Here is a 17,298-nt window from a genome sequence, read left to right as displayed (position 1 = left end):
TCACACCTCCGAGATGAGCAGCTCTTGCAGGTGGTGGGTGGACAGGCCGTCCGGGGAGTGCAGGTCGTAGTCGTGGACGGCCAGCTCCGGGGAGGTGAAGGTCCAGTCCATGCGCCACAGGCGCAGCCCGGCGAACGACAGGGTCGCCGGAAGGAGGGGGCCCTGGGCGGCCGTCAGGCCGTCGAGGGCGCGCAGGTGTCCCGTGCCGGGCAGGGTGTTGAAGTTGCCGGCGGCCACGACCGGGTTGGGGTTGGCGGCGAGGTCGGCGGCCAGCGCGTCGAACTGGGCCTTCCGCGCGGTGTCGAGGGTCGCGATGGCCTGGTAGAAGCGCGGGGACAGGGGGCTGGCGCTCAGGTAGAGCTGGTCGAACAGGTGCACGTTGTAGACCGAGACGGTGTGCCCGCCGATGGCGAGGTCGGTGCGCAGCGCGGCGTGCCGCCAGCTGGGCGCGTACGGGTTGGCCGTCTCCCCCACCGCCGCCCGCGCGGTGACCGGGAAGCGGGAGAGGGTGAGGAGGCCGTCGAGGGTGGTGATGTGGTGGCCGGGGAACTCGCGGCGCAGCCGGTCGGCGTCGTCGATGGGGGTGGGCGCGCCCGGGCCGCAGCCCGAGTGCTCCTGGAGCAGGTAGACGTCGGCCCGCCACTTCTTGAGGTAGCGCCAGAATTGCTCGGGGTCGTCGTCGGTGTCCCAGCAGTAGGCGTCCCACGAGACGACCTTCACCGCGCCCGGCGGGGCCGGGCCGCCGCCCCCGCCGACGTGCACCCCGGCCTGGGTCGCGCCCAGCGCCAGGGCCCCGGCGGCGAGGGCGGCCGTCCACCGGCGGGCCCCCCGGGCCAGCGGGGCGGCCGGCAGCAGGACCGCCGGGACCAGCAGGAACAACACCGGCGGGATCACCAGGTCGGGCACGACCCAGAGCCAGGTGCGCCCGCTCAGCGCCCAGCGCGCCGCCACGAGCACCAGCGCGGCGGCCGCCAGGCTGACCAGCGCCCGGTCGCGCCGCGACGGCACCCGGCGGCGCAGCAGGACCATCGGCGCGGCCGCGACGACCAGCAGCGGGACGGCGAAGAACACCACCAGCGGCGCGCCGCCGCCCCACCACCAGAAGTCCCCGCTCAGCCAGTTGACGACCGTGACCGCCAGCCAGGCCGCCGGCACGGCGACGGCCGCCCAGGTGAGCGTGCGCCTCATGTCCGCCGGAACCAGAACGAGGCGGGCAGGTAGTGCTGGGTGACGCCGAGCCGTTCCCACAGGGGGCGCAGCAGGCCGCGCAGCTCCGGGTCGTGCTGGACGAACGCGCTGGGCAGTTCGACCTCGTAGCGGCCGGGGTCGCCGAGCAGGAAGGCGGCCAGCAGGTACTGCTCCGAGTAGTGCCGCCAGCGCCACTCGGGCGGGTAGTCGAACGGCAGCATGATGTCGTGCAGGTGCACCAGCACGCCGGGCGGCAGCAGCGGCAGCACCTCGAAGAAGAACACCGTCACGTCGGAGCCCATCAGCACCCGGTGGGAGCCGTCGAGGAAGACGACGTCGCCGGGTTCGAGGCCGGCGAAGACCGACAGGTCGGCGCGTTCGAGCGGGCTGCGGACCACCACGTCGCAGAGCGCGTCGACGTTGGCGCGGGGGGCGGGGTCGATCGAGGTGATCCGGGTGCGCAGGCCGTGGTCGGCGATGGCGCGGCGGGCGAACTTGGTCGAGTTGCCGGAGCCGATCTCGACGTACCGGCGCGGGTCGGTCTCGGCGAGCAGGCCGTAGAGGCCGAGGGCGTCCAGCGGGGGCAACCAGCCGTTGTCCCAGTAGGGCGTGCTGCCCGACGGCCGGTCGCGGACGGGGATGGCGGCCAGGGCGGGGGCGAGGTCGCCGAAGCGGGTCAGCCGGCCGGCGTAGCGGTCGCGGCCCCGCTCGATCAGGGTGGTCAGCTCGCCGTGGGCGGGCCGGCCGTGGCCGAACCTGGGCTCGGGGTCGATCGGGTGGTCGATGAAGATCGGGCGGCGCAGCCCGAAGGCCGACAGCACCACGCCGTGCACGCCCGGGTGGCGTTCCAGCCACGCGAACGGCCGGTCGGCGAACGGCACGGCGCCGATCATCCGCAGCAGCGCCCCCGACACCGGCCCGGCCGGAACCTGCCGGGTCAGGTGCTTGAGCTGAGACGTCATGACGACACTCCTTCGGCGAGAGGGGCGATACGGGTCCGGGACAACACCGCCAGGACGACGGCGGTCGACACGACGTCGACGACGGTGATCAGCACCCGGCTCAGCGCGACCAGCGTGATCAGCGCGGGCCCGGTCAGCAGGGTGGCGAGGGTGAGCCCGAGCACGACCTCGCGCGGGCCGAGCCCCGAGGGCATCACGAGCGTGAAGATCCCGGCCACGGTGGAGAGCGCGAACCCGCCGATCCCGACCGACAACGCCCCGGCGGGCGAGGCCCCGAGCGCGATGGCGAGCACGCCGACGTGCAGGCCGCTGATCAGCCAGCCGACGGCCAGCAGCCCGGTGACGGTGAGCAGCGTGCGCCGCCCCGGCAGTCGCACCGGCTCTCCCCCGCCCCGGCGCAGCACCCGCTGGGCCGTCCCGAGCAGCCGTTCCAGCAGCCGCGGCGCCACCAGCGGGACGAGCGAGGCGCCCAGGAGCGGCAGCAGCGCCCACCAGATCGGCTCGGCGGCCACCAGCCACGGCAGCGCGATCAGCCCCACCAGCAGCCCGGACACCACCCCGAGCCCCTGCGTGGCCACGAACGCCCCGGCGAGCCGGGCGGGCGGCGCGCCGAGCGGCCGGGCCATCGCCGCGTGGGCGACCGCCGGCCAGACCCCGCCGGGCAGATACCGGGTGATCCCGGCCAGGAAGAAGACGCGCGCCGCGACCGGCAGCGTCAACCGGGTGCCCAGCCCGCCGAGCAGCAGCCGCCAGGCGAAGAACCCGGGCAGCCCGCCGACCGCCGCGAGCACGGCGGCCAGGACCGAGGTCGACCAGCCGACCTGGCGCAGGCTGTCGCCGACGCCGTGCCGGACCCGCCAGAGCTGCCAGCCGAAGAAGGCGAGCACGAGCACGACGGCGGCCCAGCGCAGCACCCGCTTCACGCGGGCACCCGCGTGTACAGGCGGCGGAACGAGCGCGAGGTCAGCCACTGGAGGATGCCGACGCCGGCCCCGGCGGCGATGGTGAGGTTGATCAGGAAGTGCATCGCGGCGAAGTAGAGCGTGAAGGCGACACCCCGGCTGCTCAGCACGAACCGGTACATCCGGCGGTCGATCCAGAACCACGACAGCAGCAGCAGGACGGGCAGCGCGGCGGTCCAGGGCAGGCCGGTCAGCAGGGGCACCGGCAGGGTGGCGGCGGCCAGCGCGGCGGCCAGGCTCGCGCCCGACTCGGGCGAGCCGACCACGCCGGCGGCGTAGCGGCGTTGCAGGAAGAAGGGCACGTGCATGCGGGTGCGGGTGAAGACCTTCCAGAGCGCGGTGCGCAGCTGCGCGTCGTCGTCGTGGCGGCCGCGTACGGCCGAGGTGAGCACCACCGTGTGGCCGCGGTCGGCGAGGCGTTCGCCCACGTCGGCGCCCTCCGACTGGGTGAGCGCGTCGGTCCACGGCCCGACCTCGGCCCAGACGCGGGCCGGGAAGGCGATGATGGCGACCGGCAGGAAGCCGGTGATCGGGCCCTCGGCGACCAGATACCAGTAGTGGCGGTAGAGGTTGCGGTACTCGCGGACCAGGCTGACCCGGTTGAGCGGGATCGCCTCGTAGTTGCCGCTGACCGCGCCGATCGCGGGGTCGGCCGACAGCAGGGCGACCGCCTCGGCGACGGCGTCGGGGGCCAGGGCCACGTCGGAGTCGAGGAAGAACAGGATGTCGCCGCTGGCGTGCTCGACGCCGAGGTTGCGGGCCACGCACACGCCGCCGTTGCGGGGGGTGCTGAGCGGTTCGACGCCCATGGCGCGGGCGACGGCCACGGAGTCGTCGGTGCTGCAGTCGTCCACCAGGACGATCTCGACGTCGGGATAGGTCTGCGCGCGGACCGCCTCCAGGCACTGCCCGAGCACGTAGCCGTAGTTGTAGTTGGGGATGATCACGGAGACCAGCGGTCTCATGAGTCACCGGCCTTTCTGGGGAGCCATCCGGCCGCCGCCCCGGCGAGCAGGGCCGTGTGGACGAGGAAGTGCACCGCGACGAAGTAGAGGAGGAAGGCGGGCCCGCGCTCGCGCCAGACGAACCGGGCCAGCGGCGGATCCGCCGCCGCGAACGCCAGCAGGAACAGCACCGGCAGCACCGGCAGGATCGGGCCGAGCGGGAGGGTGGCGAGGGTGAGCGCGGCGGCGGCGACCCCGCTCACGCGGTTGACCACGAGCGCGTCCTTGCGCAGGCGGTTGCGGGCCGACCGGCGCAGCAGCCGGGCCCGCCGGAACTGCTCGGCGAGCAGCGGCAGCAGCCGGTCGGCCTCGTCGTGCCGGCCGGTGATCGCGCCGGACAACCGGATGCGGTGCCCGGCCAGCAGCCGTTCGCTGTACTCGTCGTCCTCGGCCGCGCGCAGGGTGACGTCGAACGGGCCGACCTGCTCGAACACCGCCCGGGGCAGGGCGGCCAGGGCGAAGACCGCCGTCGCCGTCGGGCCCGCGCCCCGGCTCAGCGCGTGGTGCAGGTGGAGGGTGCGGTAGACCTCGACGGGGCCGTCGTCGATGAGCGGCTCCCGGTCGTACACCCCGTAGACGCACCCGCAACCGGGGTCGGCGGCGAGCAGGCGCACGGCGGCGGCCACCGCGTCGGGCGCGAGGGCGACGTCGGAGTCGAGGAAGAACAGCACCTCGCCGCGGGCCCGCGCGGCCCCGCTGTTGCGAGCCGCCGACACCCCTTGGTTGTACGGCTGCCGGACCACCACGCAGGGGTATTCGGCGGCCGTCTCGGCGGTGCCGTCGGTGCTGGCGTCGTCGACGACGATCACTTCGAGGGGACGGTGGGTCTGGGCCAGCGCTGAGGCCAGGCAGAGCCGGAGGGTCTTGGCGGCGTTGTAGGCCGGGATGACGATCGACACGAGGGTCATCGGGTCTCCTTCAGCGCAGCAGGACGGCGGCTAGGGCGGGGTTGCGGGCCAGCACGAACGCGGTCCCGAGCACGATCGCCAGGCCGAGCGCGGTGACGGCCAGGCCCCGGTCGCCGAGCAGACCGCGCACCGGGTCGCCGCCCCCGCCGTCGACGAACACCACCTGCAGGTAGCGGAACAGCGCGAACAGCACGAACGGCGTGGCCAGCACCAGCGCCCCCGGCCCGTACGGCCCGAGCGGCGCCTCGGTCCGCACGTACACGAGCCCGGCGACGGCCGACAGGACGGCGGCGAACTGGAGCAGGTGGCCGGTGAGCTCGACCGAGTAGCCGCGCAGCGCGGGCCGGTGGTCGGGGCCGCTCTCCAGCAGCTCCCGGCGGCGTTTGCCGACGATCAGCAGCAGCGACAGCGCGAACACCGTCACCACCAGCCACCCGGAGATCGGCGCGCCGATCGCGGCGTACCCGCCGACGACCCGCAGCGCGAAGCCCAGCGCGACCGCGCCGACGTCGACCAGCGGCACGTGCTTGAGCGACCGGCTGTAGGCGACGTTGAGCGCCAGGTAGGCCAGCAGCGGCCAGTACGGCCGGCCCGGCCCCGCCGCCACGAGCAGCGCCAGCAGCACCACCAGCACGGTCCGGTAGAGGTGGGCGGCCCGCACCGAGATCCGCCCGGCGGCGATCGGCCGGTGCCGTTTGACGGGATGCAGCCGGTCGCGGTGCCGGTCGGCCAGGTCGTTGCCGATGTAGACGCAGGCCCCGGCCAGCACGAACCCGGCGACCGCCCACGCCGCCTGGGCGAGCGCGGTGAGGGTCCAGTGGCCGGCGTCCAGCAGGGGCAGCGGCACGAGCAGCAGGCTCTTGACGCTGTGCAGCGGCCGCAGCAGCGTGACCAGATCGCCGATCCGGCCCGGCCGCGCGCGGGCGGCGAGATCCGCCTCGATGACACCCATGTGGCGTCTCCCCCGCCGTCAGAAGAGGAACTTGACGAGGGAGAGCGCGCCCTGCCGCCAGGCGTCGCGGCTGGTGCGCCCGGCGGTCTGGCCGCGCGCGTGCTCCCGCCACCACGCGTAGGCGTCGAGGATGGCGTCGCGGTTGGCGTGGCGCGGCGCGAAGCCGAGCCGGTCGCGCGCCTTGGCGATGTCGACGTAGGAGTCGTCGAGCAGTTTGTAGAGCAGCCGGTCGTACACCGGGGACAGGCCGGTGCGGCCGAGCAGGCGCAGCACCGCGAGCGCGGGGCCGGCGGGGACCGACCGCACGCGGCGGCCGTGCCCGGCGGCGTCGAGCACGGCCTGGAAGTCCTCCCGCAGGGTGGCGAACTCGGCGGCGGCGATGTTGTAGGTGTCGCCCGCGACGTCGGCGGGCGCGTCCAGGACCAGCAGGATCGCGTCGACGAGGTCGTCGACGGCGAGCATCTGGATGCGCGCCCCGCCCCGGCCGAGGATGGGGAAGCCGTGGCCCTCCTCGGCCCACTCGAAGAGCATCGCGAACAGGCCCATCCGCCCGGGTCCGAGGAAGGTCTTCGGCCGGATGACCGGCACGCACATCCCGTCGGCCCGGAACTTCTCCGCGACCTCCTCGGCGGCGGCCTTGGCCCGGCTGTAGGGGTCGACGGGTTCGCGCGGGTGGTCCTCCGGGGTGGGGACCAGCGTGGGCAGGCCGTACACGGCGGTGGAGGAGATGTGCACCACCCGGGGCACGCCCGCGTCGCGCGCGGCGGTCAGCACGCTGCGGGTGCCCTCGACGATCACGCTGTGGATCTCGTCGTCGGGGTAGCTGGGCAGCGCCGAGGCGGTGTGCACGACGGCGTCGGCGCCGGCCAGCAGCTCGGTCATCCGGGCGGTGTCGCGGATGTCGGCGGCCACGCCCTCGGCCGGGTTCAGGTCGACGCCCAGGGCCGGGCGGCCGGCTTCGTGGAGGCGGCGGAGCAGGGTCGAGCCCAGCATGCCCGCGCCGCCCGTGACTACGATCCCCATCGCGGCGCCACCTTCTCCTTGACGAATCGGGTCACCAGCCGGAGCAGCCCCTGGGCGAGGGTCTGGTCGAGGCTGTCGAGGAAGTACTCCACGTCGGCCGGCTCCGCCACCAGCGGCGGGGCGGCGACCAGCGGATTCGCGCCGTTCAGGGTGTAGTAGGCGTAGACGCCGTGGTCGCGGTAGAGGGCGTCGATCACGGCGCAGGTGATCAGCTTGACCCGGAAGTTGGGGTCGCGGGCCAGCCCGACGGGGGCCAGCCTCGCCACCCGGTCGAGCAGCTTCGGGCCGCCGTCCAGGAAGATCCCGTAGAGCGCGCCGGCCCCTCTGACCTGGGCCACCGTGTCGGGATGGGTCTTCCTGATCCGGTCGAGGCCGGGCGCGAGCACCCGCTCGATGGCGCGGGCGCGGGCCGGGTAGTCGTCCTCGACGGCGATGTTCACCGCCTCGATCGCGGTGGCGGTCTCCTCGCCGAACCCGTAGTAGGTGGTGCTGGTGCTGTTCATCAAAGAGTCGCCGAGGTTGTCGTACGCCTTCTTGAACACCGGCTCGCGGGCCACGTAGGCGGAGATGGACGACTTGCCGCCGCCGAACGACTTCGACGTGGTGACGACGTCGGGCACCAGGCCCGGGTAGCGCATGAAGTAGAAGAGGCTGCCGGTCTTGCCCCAGCCCGTGTAGATCTCGTCGAAGATGAGCACGATGTCGTGGGCGTCGCAGATCTCCCGCAGCCCGCGCAGGAACTCCTCGGAGCAGGCCGTCATGGTCGACGCGCTGAACGGCTCGATAAGGATCGCGTAGACGTCCTTCCCGGCCAGCCTCCTGACGGCGTCGAGGTCGCCGTACGGGAAGACCTCCACGCCCGGGATGCCGGGGAAGGTGAAGTTCTGGTGGGCCCCGGTGAGGCTGCCCGAGCCGAGCAGCTTGCCGTGGAAGGCGAGGTCGGCGCGGAGGATCCGGCGCCGGCGCCCCCCGTGGTACTTGTACGCCAGCTTCACCGCCCCCTCGACCGCCTCAGCGCCCGAATTGGGAAAGAAGGACATGTTCAAGTCGCCCGGCAGCAGCTGGGCGAGATTGTGGCCGAGCGCGGCGACGTACGGAGAGAAATAGGTCTTGTGCACCTCCATCCGCTGGAGCTCCTGGAACCTTTTTCGGGCCGCCAGGATCCGGGGGTGGTTGTGGCCGTGGTTGAGCACCCCGACCCCGCCGGTGAAGTCGAGGATCCGCCGGCCGGACCGGGTCCAGAGATAGGCCCCCTCGGCGCGTTCGACCAGTTCGCGGCCGAACCCGAACGAGGTCATCAGGGACACCTGGCTGCGGTTGACGTGCCGGCGGTAGAGGTCGTGGACGTGTTCGGGAGTGAGCCGCTCGCATTCGTCGACGCTGATCAGATCAGACATGCGGCCACTTTGCGGCCCGCCCATAAAAAGCCGGTAAAGGCGTGGCTTGACAGAGTTCGGCAATTTTGTCCGGAAACCCGGATTGTGTAGGGCACGAAATCCGGCGGCACCCCCGGGCCCCGAGTGCCTGAACTGAAGAATGGAACAAGGATCCCAGTATGTGAACAATATGTGGTATTGCCGGTCTATGCGGTTTCGTGTCCTTGGCACACTGGAAGTCCGCTCCGACGGCCACCGCGTGGTCCGGCTGGGCGCGGCCAAACAGCGGGTCCTGCTGGCCGTCCTGTTGCTGCACGTCAACCGGCCGGTCCACGTCGACCGGCTCGTCGACGCCCTGTGGCCGCAACGCCCGCCCAGAACCGCGGCCGTCGCCCTGCGAACCTACGTGTCGGCGCTGAGACAGGTGCTCGGCCTGGCCGGACGCGCCGAACCGCCGTTGTTGTCGACGGTGCCGAGCGGCTACGAGATCCGCCTCACGCCCGCCGACCTCGACCTGCTGACCTTCGAGGACCTCGCCGCCCAGGGCCGCCGCGCCCTGACGGCCGGGCGGCCGGGCCTGGCGTCCGAACGGCTGCGCGGCGCGCTGGGCCTGTGGCGAGGCCGCCCTTTCGAGGACGTCGCCCTCGACCCCCTCCTCGACGCCGAGCGCATCCGCCTGGAGGAGAGCAAACTGGCCGCCCAGGAGTCGTGGATCGAGTCGCGCCTGGCCCTCGGCCACCACGACGACCTGCTCGCCGACCTGGGCGCCCTCGTCGCCGAACAACCGCTCCGCGAACACCTGCACGCCCAGTGGATGCTGGCCCTCTACCGCTCAGGCCGCCAGGCCGAGGCCCTGCGCGCCTACCGCGACCTGCGGCGACGCCTCAACGTCGACCTCGGCATCGACCCGAGCCCGCCGCTGCAACGCCTGCACCACCAGATCCTCGGCGGCCACGCCGACCTGGCCGCGCCGGCGGGCACGCCCCCGGTCGTCCCCCGGGAACTGCCGCGCGACATCGCCAGCTTCACCGGCCGGACCGCCGAGATCGCCGTCCTGGACGAGCTCGCGACCCCGGTGATCGGCGCCATCGACGGGATGGCCGGGGTGGGCAAGACGACCCTGGCCGTGCACGTCGCCCACCGGCTGGCCGACCGCTACCCCGACGGGCAGCTGTTCGTCGACCTGCGCGGCTTCACCCGGGGCGGCGCGCCGGTCGACCCGGGCGACGCCCTCGACCAGCTGCTCCGCTCGCTCGGCGTGCCCGGCGACCGCATCCCGCACGACCCCGGCGCCCGCGCCGCCCTCTACCGCACCCGCCTGGCGGGCCGCCGCGTCCTGGTGCTGCTCGACAACGTGGCGACCGAGGCCCAGGTCCGCCCGCTGCTCCCCGGTTCACCCACCTGCCTGGTCCTGATCACCAGCCGCCGCAGGCTGGCCGGCCTGGAAGACGTCCGCCCCCTCTCGCTGGACGTGCTCCCCCGCGCCGACGCCCTCACCCTGTTCGCCCGCACCGCCGGCGAGCAACGGGTCAGCGGCGAGGCCCCCGGCCTGCTCACCGAGATCGTGGAGTTGTGCGGCCGCCTGCCGCTGGCGATCAGGATCGCCGCCGCCCGCCTGCGCATCCGCCCCGGCTGGACCCCCGCCCACCTCGCCGACCGCATGCGCGACCACCAGCACCGCCTGGGCGAACTGGAAGTGGGCCCGCTCAGCATCGCGGCCGCGCTCGACCTGTCGTACCACCACCTCACCCCCGGCCAGCAGGACATGTACCGCCTGCTCGGCCTCCACCCCGGCCCCGACATCGAACCCCTGGCCGCCGCCGCCCTGGTCGGCACCACGATCGAACACGCCGGTCGTCTCCTGGACGACCTGGTCGATGCCCACCTGCTCCAGGAACCCGCCCCCGGGCGGTACCGCTTCCACGACCTCCCCCGCGCCCACGCCACCGCGACCCTCGCGGACGAGGACACCGACCACGACCGGCAGGCCGCGCTCACCCGGTTGTTCGACCACTACGTGCAGACGGCGTCGGCGGCGGTGGAGAGCGAACTGGCCAACCTGCTCGCGGTGGCCGTCCACGCGGCCCGGCACGGCTGGCCGGCGCACGCCCTGGACCTGTCGGCGACCCTGCACCGGCACCTGCACGAGTGCGCGCGCTACGACGACGCGCGGGTCCTGCACCGGACGGCGGTGCACGCGGCCCGGACGATCGCGGCGCTCTGCGACCTGGGGGACGACCATCTGACGCAGGGGCGGTTCGGGCCGGCGGCGGAGTACTTCGAACGGGCCTTGAAGATGGTGGGCGGGGTGACGGCCTAGTAGAGGCCCTCTTCGGTGTTGGAGTTGGCGCTGATGGTCGCGCCGTCGCCGTCGATGAACTTGGCGACGATGTAGACCTCGTCGCCGTTGTTGGCGACGCCGCTGTCCTCGTTGAGGAACGAGCCCTGGGGGACCTCCCAGCCGTAGTCGAGGTGGATGCCGTCGGGGCCGGCGGTCAGGCCGTAGTCGTCCTTGTACCAGGTGATCGGCCCGTAGATCATCGGGTCGGTGCCCGGGTCGCTGCCGTAGAAGCGGACCTGGATCCGGGCGCCGTGGATGAGGTAGCCGTTCGCGTCGTACTCGTTCATCGGGACGTGGACGTTCAGGTTGATGGTCCGGGCGGCGGGCACGCCGGTGTTGAAGCCGATCTCCAGGTGGGCGGTGATGACGGTCGCCGCCTGGGCGGGCGCCGTGGTGAGGCCGACGACGCCGACGCCGGCCACGATGACGGCGGCCAGCCGGTTGAGCACGCTTTTCATGATCTGTCCTTCTCTGATCGCAACGGGAGAGGCGGCCGGTCGCGGCCGTCTCACAGATAAGGCGTTCCATCCCGTTCCGCCGCGGGACACGAATGGAACGGTCGAAGATCAATGTGTGAATCTCACGGTCGATCGGTGAGTGCGGCACTACCGGCCGTTCCTGGGGGAAGCCGACAATCGCCTAGTCGGTGTAAACCCGCTTCGGAAGGGCACGGAAATGCAGGCTTTCGATCCACGTCGTGGTGTCATCCGGACCGCCGGACTGCCCGGGGCCGCACGGGCGATCCCCCCGCGGGCCCCCGTCCCGATGCCGGACGCCGACCCCTACCGGGTGGAGTCGCTCACCGGGCGCGAGGACGAGGGCACTTCGGCCAGCGCGACATTTCTGACATTCTGCAATTGCCTTATCTCGATCGAATAAGCCGGCCCGTGCGAGATCCGATCGGAGGACCCCGTGATCCGCGTAATGATCGCCGAGGACATGGCCCTGCTGAGGAAGGCCCTCGTCCGGCTCCTTGAGCAGGAGAAGGACATCGAGGTGGTCGCGGACATCGAGCGCGGCGACGAGATCGTGGCCACCGCCCTGGAGGTGCGCCCGGACGTCACGATCCTCGACGTCGACCTGCCCGGCCTCGACGGGCTGACGGCGGCCAGCCAGCTGCACGAGGCGATCCCGGGGGTCAAGACGCTGATCCTCACCAGCTTCGGCACCCCCGGCTACCTCAAGCGGGCGCTCGACGCCCACGTTCTCGGGTTCATCGCCAAGGACACCTCCCCCGACCAGCTCTCGGCCAGCATCCGGAAGATCTGCAACGGCGAGGCGGTGCTCGACCCGGCCGTGGTCATCGGCGCGCTGCAGGCGACCGCGAGCCCGCTCACCGCACGGGAGATCGAGTGCCTCCGGCTGGTGGCGATGGGCGAGCAGCCGCGGGCCATCGCGCGGGTGCTGGCCCTCTCGCTCGGCACGGTCCGGAACTATCTCGCGGCCAGCATCACCAAACTCGGCGCCCGCAACCGGGTCGACGCCGTGCGCATCGCGCGCGAACAGGGATGGCTCTGACACCTCTATAGACGATCGACGGGCACAAGGCGACAATTGCCGCCAACGGGACGATGCCCTCAATCTCTGGAGGTGCGGTGGGACACCGCTATCGGCTCAAGCGGCACCTCCATCCGATCGCCGTCCCCGGCGAGGCGGCGTACCTGTTGTCCGAACGCGACGTCGAGATGCTCCGGCCGGAGGTCGCCCAGCGGGTCGTCCCGCTGCTCGGCGAGCCCCGTACCGTCGAGGACATCGTCGAGCTCCTGCGGCCCGACCCGCCCTCGGCGGGCGAGGTGGCCCACCTGCTCGACCGGCTGCTCCAGCAGGGGTACGTCCGGCTCGACGACGAGGGGCAGGACGCGTTCTGGGACCTGTCGGGATTGAGCGCGGCGGCGGTGCGGACCGCCAGGGTCGCGGTCGTGGACGCGGGCGCCGACCCGGAGCCGGTCGCGGCGGTGCTGCGCGCCGAAGGGGTCACGGTCACCGGCGACGACCCCGCGCTGACCGTCGCCGTGTGCGACGACTACCTCGGGCCCGGCCCCGCGCGGGTCGCCGCCGCCGGGCGGCCGTGGGTGCCGGTGAAGCCCCGCGGATCGGTGGTGTGGAGCGGGCCGGTGTTCGACGCGGCGACGCCGGGCTGCTGGGAGTGCATGGTCCACCGATTACGGGCCAACCGCGTCGCCGAGTTGTACGTCATGCGGGCCACCGGCCAATCGGGGCCCGCGCCGGTCCCCCGGGCCGACCTGGAGGTCTCCCGCGACCTCGGCGCCCGGCTCGCCGCCCTCGACGTGGTCCGCTGGCTCGGCGGGCTGCGCGAACCCCGCCGGGTGCTCACCTTCGACGTGCAGACGATGCGGACCGCCCACCACCCTTTCGCCGCCCGGCCGCAGTGCCCGGACTGCGGCGACCCGGGGATGACGGCGGCACGGACCGCGCGCCCCGTCGAGATCCGGCCGCTGGCCAAGACCGAGGCCGGCCGCACCGCGCGGGCCGAGGAGGTCTGGGAACGCTACAGTCACCTGGTCGACCCGGTGACCGGCCTGGTCAGAGACGTCCGCAGGCAACGGCGCGGGCCCCGCTTCCTGATGGGCCACGTCGCCGGGCACAACTTCGCCCTCAACGCGCGCAGCCTCGGCGAGATCCGCGCGGGCCTGCGGAGCATGAGCGCGGGCAAGGGCCGGACCACCGTCCAGGCCCGCACGAGCGCCCTCTGCGAGGCGCTGGAACGCTACTCGGGCGTCTTCCACGGCGACGAGCTGCGGCGTACCGCCACCCTTGAGGACCTGGGCGAGGCGGGCCTGCACCCGAACGACTGCCAGCTCTACAGCGAGCGCCAGTACGCGGGCCGGGCCGAATGGAACCGCGCCTGCTCCCCCTTCCAGCGGGTCTCCGAGCCGTTCGACCCCGCGACGCCGGTCGAGTGGACGCCGCTGTGGTCGCTGACCGGCGGGCGCGCGCGGTACCTGCCGACCGGCTACCTCTACTACAACTACCCGTGGCCCGGCCCGCCCCTGGCCTTCGCCGACTCCAACGGCAACGCGGCGGGGGCCGCCTTGGAGGACGCGGTGGTGCAGGGGTTCATGGAGGTCGTCGAGCGCGACTCCGTCGCCCTGTGGTGGTACAACCGGCTGCGGATGCCCGCCGTCGACCTCGACGCCTTCGCCGACCCCTGGCTCGACCGGCTGCGCGAGGTCTACGCCGGGCTGGGCCGCGAGGTGTGGGCGCTCGACGTGACCGCCGACTTCGGGCTGCCGGCGTTCGTCGCCGTCAGCCGCCGGACCGACGGCCCGCCCGAAGACGTCATGCTCGGCTTCGGCGCCCACTTCGGCGCGGCGGCGGCGCTGTCCCGCGCGCTGACGGAGCTGAACCAGTTCCTGCCCGCCGTGACCCCCGGGCCCGGCCCCCGGTACGCCGTCACCGACCCCGCGTTGGTGTCGTGGTGGCGGACGGCCACGATCGAGACCGATCCGCACCTGCTGCCCGATCGGGCGGCGCCGCCCACCCGGCCGGGCACCCATGCCGACCTGTCGGGCCCCGACCTGGGCGCCGACGTCGCCACCCTGGCCGCGCTCGCCGAGGCGCGCGGCCTGGACGTGCTCGTGCTCGACCAGACGCGGCCCGACGTCGGGCTGCCCGTCGTGAAGGTCGTCGTGCCGGGCATGCGGCACTTCTGGGCCAGGTTCGCGCCCGGCCGTCTCTTCGACGTCCCCGTCGAGCTCGGCCGCCTGCCGGCGCGCACGCCCGAGGACGCGCTCAACCCCGTGCCCCTGTTCCTGTAGGACCCTGGAGGAAGTGGCGTGCGGACCGTGATCCTCGACTCACTGCGCCATCACCCCGCGGCCAGGACCGCGTTCCTGACCACGCTGCTCGTCCATCTCGGCTACGTGGCGGCGGCCGTCCTGGGCATCGTCGACCGCGGCCTGCCGCCCGACGCCTTCGGCGCCGCCCTGTCGCTGTTCGCCGCGATGACGGCGCTGCACACGCTGCACGTGCTGACCGCGCTCCGGATCGTCCACGTCCGCTGGGAGTGGTCGCTGGCGCTGCAGGTCGTGCTGACGTACGCGCCGTTCGCGTTCTTCGGGTGGATCTGGCTGGGCATGCCGGGGTTCCTGGCGTTCGCGCTGCTCGTGCTGGTCCCGCCGCCGTGGTCGTGGGGGCTGTTCTCCGTGGTCATCGCCGTGCAGTTCGGCACCATGTGGGTGCTGGAGCTGCCCCTGACGAGCGTCCTGTACGGCACCCTGTCCACCGCCCTCACGGGCGGCGTGTTGTTCGCCATGGTCCGGCTCGCCCAGGGGGCGATGGAGCTGAGCCAGGCCAAGAACGAGCTCGCCCAGATGGCCGTGGCCGACGAGCGCACCCGCATCACCCGCGACCTGCACGACGTGCTCGGCCGCGCGTTGTCGACCATCGCGATCAAGGGCGAGCTCGTCTACCGGATGGTCGGCGGCGACCCCGACGCCCGCCGGGAGATCACCGACATCACCGAACTGGCCCGCAAGTCGCTCAGCGAGGTGCGGGCCGTCGTGGCCGGCTACCGCCGGATGACCCTGGAGGCCGAGTTGTCGGCGCTCGGCCCGCTGCTCAAGGCGGCCGAGATCGAGTACAGCTGCACCCAGGACCACCGGCCGCTGCCCCCGGAGCTGAACGAACTGGTCGCCAAGATCCTCAGCGAGGCCGCCACCAACGCGCTGCGGCACAGCAAGGCCCAGCGGATGCTGGTCGAGCTCGTCGACGTGCCCGAGGGGATCCGGCTGACCGTGGTCAACAACGGGGTCGCCCACGGCGTGCAGGAGGTGACGCCGGCCGGCGGCCTGCAGGGCATCGAGGAACGCGCGGCCTCCGTCGGCGGCACGGTGTCGGTCGAGGTCCGGCCCGGCGAGACGTTCACGGTCACGGTGACGCTGCCGCGGCCGGACATGTGAGTTCCTCACGGTCGATTGGTGGCCGACTGCACTGCACGATGATCGGCCCGCGTGTCACATTCCGTATGTGACGCCAATGCCGAAAGACGTGGAACTCCTGATTCTCGGACCGCTCGAACTCCGGGTCGGCGCCCAGCGGGTCGACCTCCAGTCGAGCAGGCAGCAGGTCATCCTGGCCGTCCTGGTGCTGGAAAGCGGTCGCGTGGTCGCGCTCGACCGCCTCATCGAGGCCGTGTGGGGCGACGACCCGCCCCTGACGGCGCGTAAGCAGGTGCAGATCTGCGTGTCCGCGCTGCGCCGCCTGTTCTCGCTGACCGGCGCCGCGTGCGAGATCACGACCTCGTCCGCCGGCTACGCCCTCGCGGTCGACGGCTGCCGCCTCGACGTCGACCGCTTCGACGCGCTGCGTGCCGCCGCCCGGTCGGCCGCCGCCGACGGCCGTCCCGCCGACGCCGCCGCGCTGCTCCGGCAGGCGCTCGCGCTGTGGCGGGGCGAGGCGCTGGCCGGGCTGCCCAGCCCGCCGGTCGCCGCCCGCGCGACCTGGCTCAACGAGCTGCGCTGGAGCACGCTCGACGAGTGCGCCGAGCTGGAACTGCGGCTGGGCCGCCACCGCGACCTCATCAGGGACCTCGGCGAGGCCGCCGCCCGCCAGCCGCTCCGCGAGGGGCTGAAGAGCCGCCTGATGGTCGCGCTCTACCGGTGCGGCCTGCAGGCCGACGCGCTGGAGGTGTACGCCTCGACGCGGCGGCTGCTCGTCGACGAGCTCGGCGTGGAGCCCGGACCGGGGCTGCGCCGGGTTCACCAGGCGATTCTGTCGGGCGACCCCGCGCTTCTCAGCGGCGTCGCGGCCGGCAGGTTCTGAGCGACCAGCCGGCAGACGCGCTCCCATCCGTCCTGGAGGAAGAAGTGCCCGCCGGGGAACTCGTGCAGCGCGAACCCGGCCGCCGTGTGCGGCGCCCACGCCCGCGCCATGGCCGGGGTCACGTCCTCGTCGGCGCCGCGCAGCGCCGTGATCGGCGCCTCCAGCGGCGGGCCCGGCCGGTGGCGGTAGGCCTCGGCCAGGCCGAAGTCGGCCCGCAGCACCGGTAGCAGCAGCTCGGCCAGTTCGGCCGAGCCGAAGAACTCCGGCGGCGTGCCGCCCATCTCCCGCACCATCGCCGTGAACGCCGCGTCGTCCAGGCCCGCGACGTCGGGCGCGGTGGCCGGGCGCGGCAGGTGCGGAGCGCGGGAGCCGCCCACGAACAGGTGCGCCGGGCGCAGCAGCCGCGCCGTCTCGTACGCGAGCAGCGCGCCCAGGCTGTGCCCGAACAGCGCGTAGGGCCGGTCGAGCAGCGGCCGCAGGGCGTCGGCCAGCCGTTCGGGCAGGCCGTCGTGACTCGTCAGCAGCGGTTCGCAGAACCGGTTCTCGCGGCCGGGCAGCCTGATCGCGTACACCTCGACGCCCGGCAGCGCGGCCGGCCAGCGGCGGAAGACGGCCGCGCCGCCGCCCGCATAGGGGAAGCAGAAGAGCCGGACGGGCGCGGGCCGGTCGCCCAGCCGCACGGCCCAGGCGCCGGAGGTCATGGCGGAGGTCATGGCCGGAGCCTGGCGGCGCGCGGTATCGGCGCGGTTCCGAACGGTTCCCATACTCGGGCGACACCGGCGCGATGTCGGCGCGGCC

The 17,298-nt window shown here is 73.2% G+C and carries 15 protein-coding genes; 5 read left to right on the top strand and 10 right to left on the bottom strand.

Annotation, left to right across the window (positions count from 1 at the left end):
- From AW271_RS01520 to AW271_RS01485, 8 genes are read right to left on the bottom strand one after another with little or no spacing between them, the layout of a single operon-like run.
- Complete coding sequence (locus tag AW271_RS01520) at window positions 1-1,188, bottom strand: endonuclease/exonuclease/phosphatase family protein (protein ID WP_062330572.1); 1,188 nt, start codon at window positions 1,186-1,188, stop codon at window positions 1-3.
- Window positions 1,185-2,150: a class I SAM-dependent methyltransferase gene (locus AW271_RS01515; protein ID WP_218007912.1), complete on the bottom strand. Its 966-nt coding sequence runs from the start codon at window positions 2,148-2,150 to the stop codon at window positions 1,185-1,187. Before AW271_RS01515 ends, AW271_RS01520 begins: the two co-directional genes overlap by 4 nt.
- Window positions 2,147-3,073, bottom strand: a complete 927-nt coding sequence (locus AW271_RS01510; protein WP_169806256.1) for a lysylphosphatidylglycerol synthase domain-containing protein — start codon at window positions 3,071-3,073, stop codon at window positions 2,147-2,149. The genes AW271_RS01515 and AW271_RS01510 overlap by 4 nt, the downstream gene beginning before the upstream one ends.
- Window positions 3,070-4,077, bottom strand: a complete 1,008-nt coding sequence (locus AW271_RS01505) for a glycosyltransferase family 2 protein (protein ID WP_062330568.1) — start codon at window positions 4,075-4,077, stop codon at window positions 3,070-3,072. Before AW271_RS01505 ends, AW271_RS01510 begins: the two co-directional genes overlap by 4 nt.
- Window positions 4,074-5,024: a glycosyltransferase family 2 protein gene (locus tag AW271_RS01500; protein WP_245652888.1), complete on the bottom strand. Its 951-nt coding sequence runs from the start codon at window positions 5,022-5,024 to the stop codon at window positions 4,074-4,076. Before AW271_RS01500 ends, AW271_RS01505 begins: the two co-directional genes overlap by 4 nt.
- A 10-nt stretch (window positions 5,025-5,034) precedes the next feature.
- Window positions 5,035-5,976, bottom strand: a complete 942-nt coding sequence (locus tag AW271_RS01495) for a UbiA prenyltransferase family protein (RefSeq protein ID WP_062330560.1) — start codon at window positions 5,974-5,976, stop codon at window positions 5,035-5,037.
- 18 nt (window positions 5,977-5,994) lie between these two features.
- On the bottom strand, window positions 5,995-6,999 hold the full coding sequence (locus tag AW271_RS01490) for an NAD-dependent epimerase/dehydratase family protein (RefSeq protein WP_062330557.1): 1,005 nt from the start codon (window positions 6,997-6,999) through the stop codon (window positions 5,995-5,997).
- A complete protein-coding gene (locus AW271_RS01485) occupies window positions 6,987-8,396 on the bottom strand; it encodes an aspartate aminotransferase family protein (protein WP_062330555.1) in 1,410 nt (469 codons plus the stop codon). Before AW271_RS01485 ends, AW271_RS01490 begins: the two co-directional genes overlap by 13 nt.
- A 187-nt stretch (window positions 8,397-8,583) precedes the next feature.
- Between AW271_RS01485 and AW271_RS01480 the strand changes: the two genes are divergently transcribed.
- Entirely contained in the window at window positions 8,584-10,695 is a 2,112-nt protein-coding gene (locus AW271_RS01480; RefSeq protein ID WP_169806255.1) for an AfsR/SARP family transcriptional regulator, read from the top strand.
- Here AW271_RS01480 and AW271_RS01475 read toward each other — a convergent pair.
- A complete protein-coding gene (locus AW271_RS01475; RefSeq protein ID WP_062330551.1) occupies window positions 10,692-11,174 on the bottom strand; it encodes a hypothetical protein in 483 nt (160 codons plus the stop codon). The genes AW271_RS01480 and AW271_RS01475 overlap by 4 nt on opposite strands.
- Window positions 11,175-11,628: 454 nt before the next feature.
- Here AW271_RS01475 and AW271_RS01470 point away from each other — a divergent pair, with 454 nt between their 5' ends.
- The 4 genes from AW271_RS01470 (at window position 11,629) to AW271_RS01455 (ending at window position 16,500) form a co-directional block, all read left to right on the top strand.
- Window positions 11,629-12,234, top strand: coding sequence for a response regulator transcription factor (locus tag AW271_RS01470; protein ID WP_062330549.1), 606 nt, complete (start codon window positions 11,629-11,631; stop codon window positions 12,232-12,234).
- 77 nt (window positions 12,235-12,311) lie between these two features.
- Window positions 12,312-14,495 (top strand): TOMM precursor leader peptide-binding protein, encoded by a 2,184-nt coding sequence (locus AW271_RS01465; protein WP_062330547.1) that lies wholly within the window; start codon window positions 12,312-12,314, stop codon window positions 14,493-14,495.
- Between the two features lie 18 nt (window positions 14,496-14,513).
- Window positions 14,514-15,638, top strand: a complete 1,125-nt coding sequence (locus tag AW271_RS01460) for a sensor histidine kinase (RefSeq protein ID WP_062330546.1) — start codon at window positions 14,514-14,516, stop codon at window positions 15,636-15,638.
- Between the two features lie 76 nt (window positions 15,639-15,714).
- Window positions 15,715-16,500, top strand: a complete 786-nt coding sequence (locus tag AW271_RS01455; RefSeq protein ID WP_062330544.1) for an AfsR/SARP family transcriptional regulator — start codon at window positions 15,715-15,717, stop codon at window positions 16,498-16,500.
- Here the strand turns inward: AW271_RS01455 and AW271_RS01450 are convergent.
- Entirely contained in the window at window positions 16,437-17,213 is a 777-nt protein-coding gene (locus tag AW271_RS01450) for a thioesterase II family protein (RefSeq protein ID WP_245652887.1), read from the bottom strand. The two genes, AW271_RS01455 and AW271_RS01450, sit on opposite strands and share 64 nt — an antisense overlap.
- Between the last annotated feature and the right edge of the window lie 85 nt (window positions 17,214-17,298).

The sequence above is a fragment of the Herbidospora sakaeratensis genome (genome assembly GCF_001570525.1).
GTDB lineage: Bacteria > Actinomycetota > Actinomycetes > Streptosporangiales > Streptosporangiaceae > Herbidospora > Herbidospora sakaeratensis.
This window is presented reverse-complemented; position numbering and strand designations above follow the sequence as displayed.

Bases quoted from the DNA above. Each gene is read 5' to 3' on its own strand.
- AW271_RS01520 (WP_062330572.1), bottom strand. From the start codon at position 1,188: ATGAGGCGCACGCTCACCTGGGCGGCCGTCGCCGTGCCGGCGGCCTGG.
- AW271_RS01515 (WP_218007912.1), bottom strand. From the start codon at position 2,150: ATGACGTCTCAGCTCAAGCACCTGACCCGGCAGGTTCCGGCCGGGCCG.
- AW271_RS01505 (WP_062330568.1), bottom strand. From the start codon at position 4,077: ATGAGACCGCTGGTCTCCGTGATCATCCCCAACTACAACTACGGCTAC.
- AW271_RS01500 (WP_245652888.1), bottom strand. From the start codon at position 5,024: ATGACCCTCGTGTCGATCGTCATCCCGGCCTACAACGCCGCCAAGACC.
- AW271_RS01495 (WP_062330560.1), bottom strand. From the start codon at position 5,976: ATGGGTGTCATCGAGGCGGATCTCGCCGCCCGCGCGCGGCCGGGCCGG.
- AW271_RS01490 (WP_062330557.1), bottom strand. From the start codon at position 6,999: ATGGGGATCGTAGTCACGGGCGGCGCGGGCATGCTGGGCTCGACCCTG.
- AW271_RS01485 (WP_062330555.1), bottom strand. From the start codon at position 8,396: ATGTCTGATCTGATCAGCGTCGACGAATGCGAGCGGCTCACTCCCGAA.
- AW271_RS01480 (WP_169806255.1), top strand. From the start codon at position 8,584: ATGCGGTTTCGTGTCCTTGGCACACTGGAAGTCCGCTCCGACGGCCAC.
- AW271_RS01475 (WP_062330551.1), bottom strand. From the start codon at position 11,174: ATGAAAAGCGTGCTCAACCGGCTGGCCGCCGTCATCGTGGCCGGCGTC.
- AW271_RS01455 (WP_062330544.1), top strand. From the start codon at position 15,715: ATGCCGAAAGACGTGGAACTCCTGATTCTCGGACCGCTCGAACTCCGG.
- AW271_RS01450 (WP_245652887.1), bottom strand. From the start codon at position 17,213: ATGACCTCCGCCATGACCTCCGGCGCCTGGGCCGTGCGGCTGGGCGAC.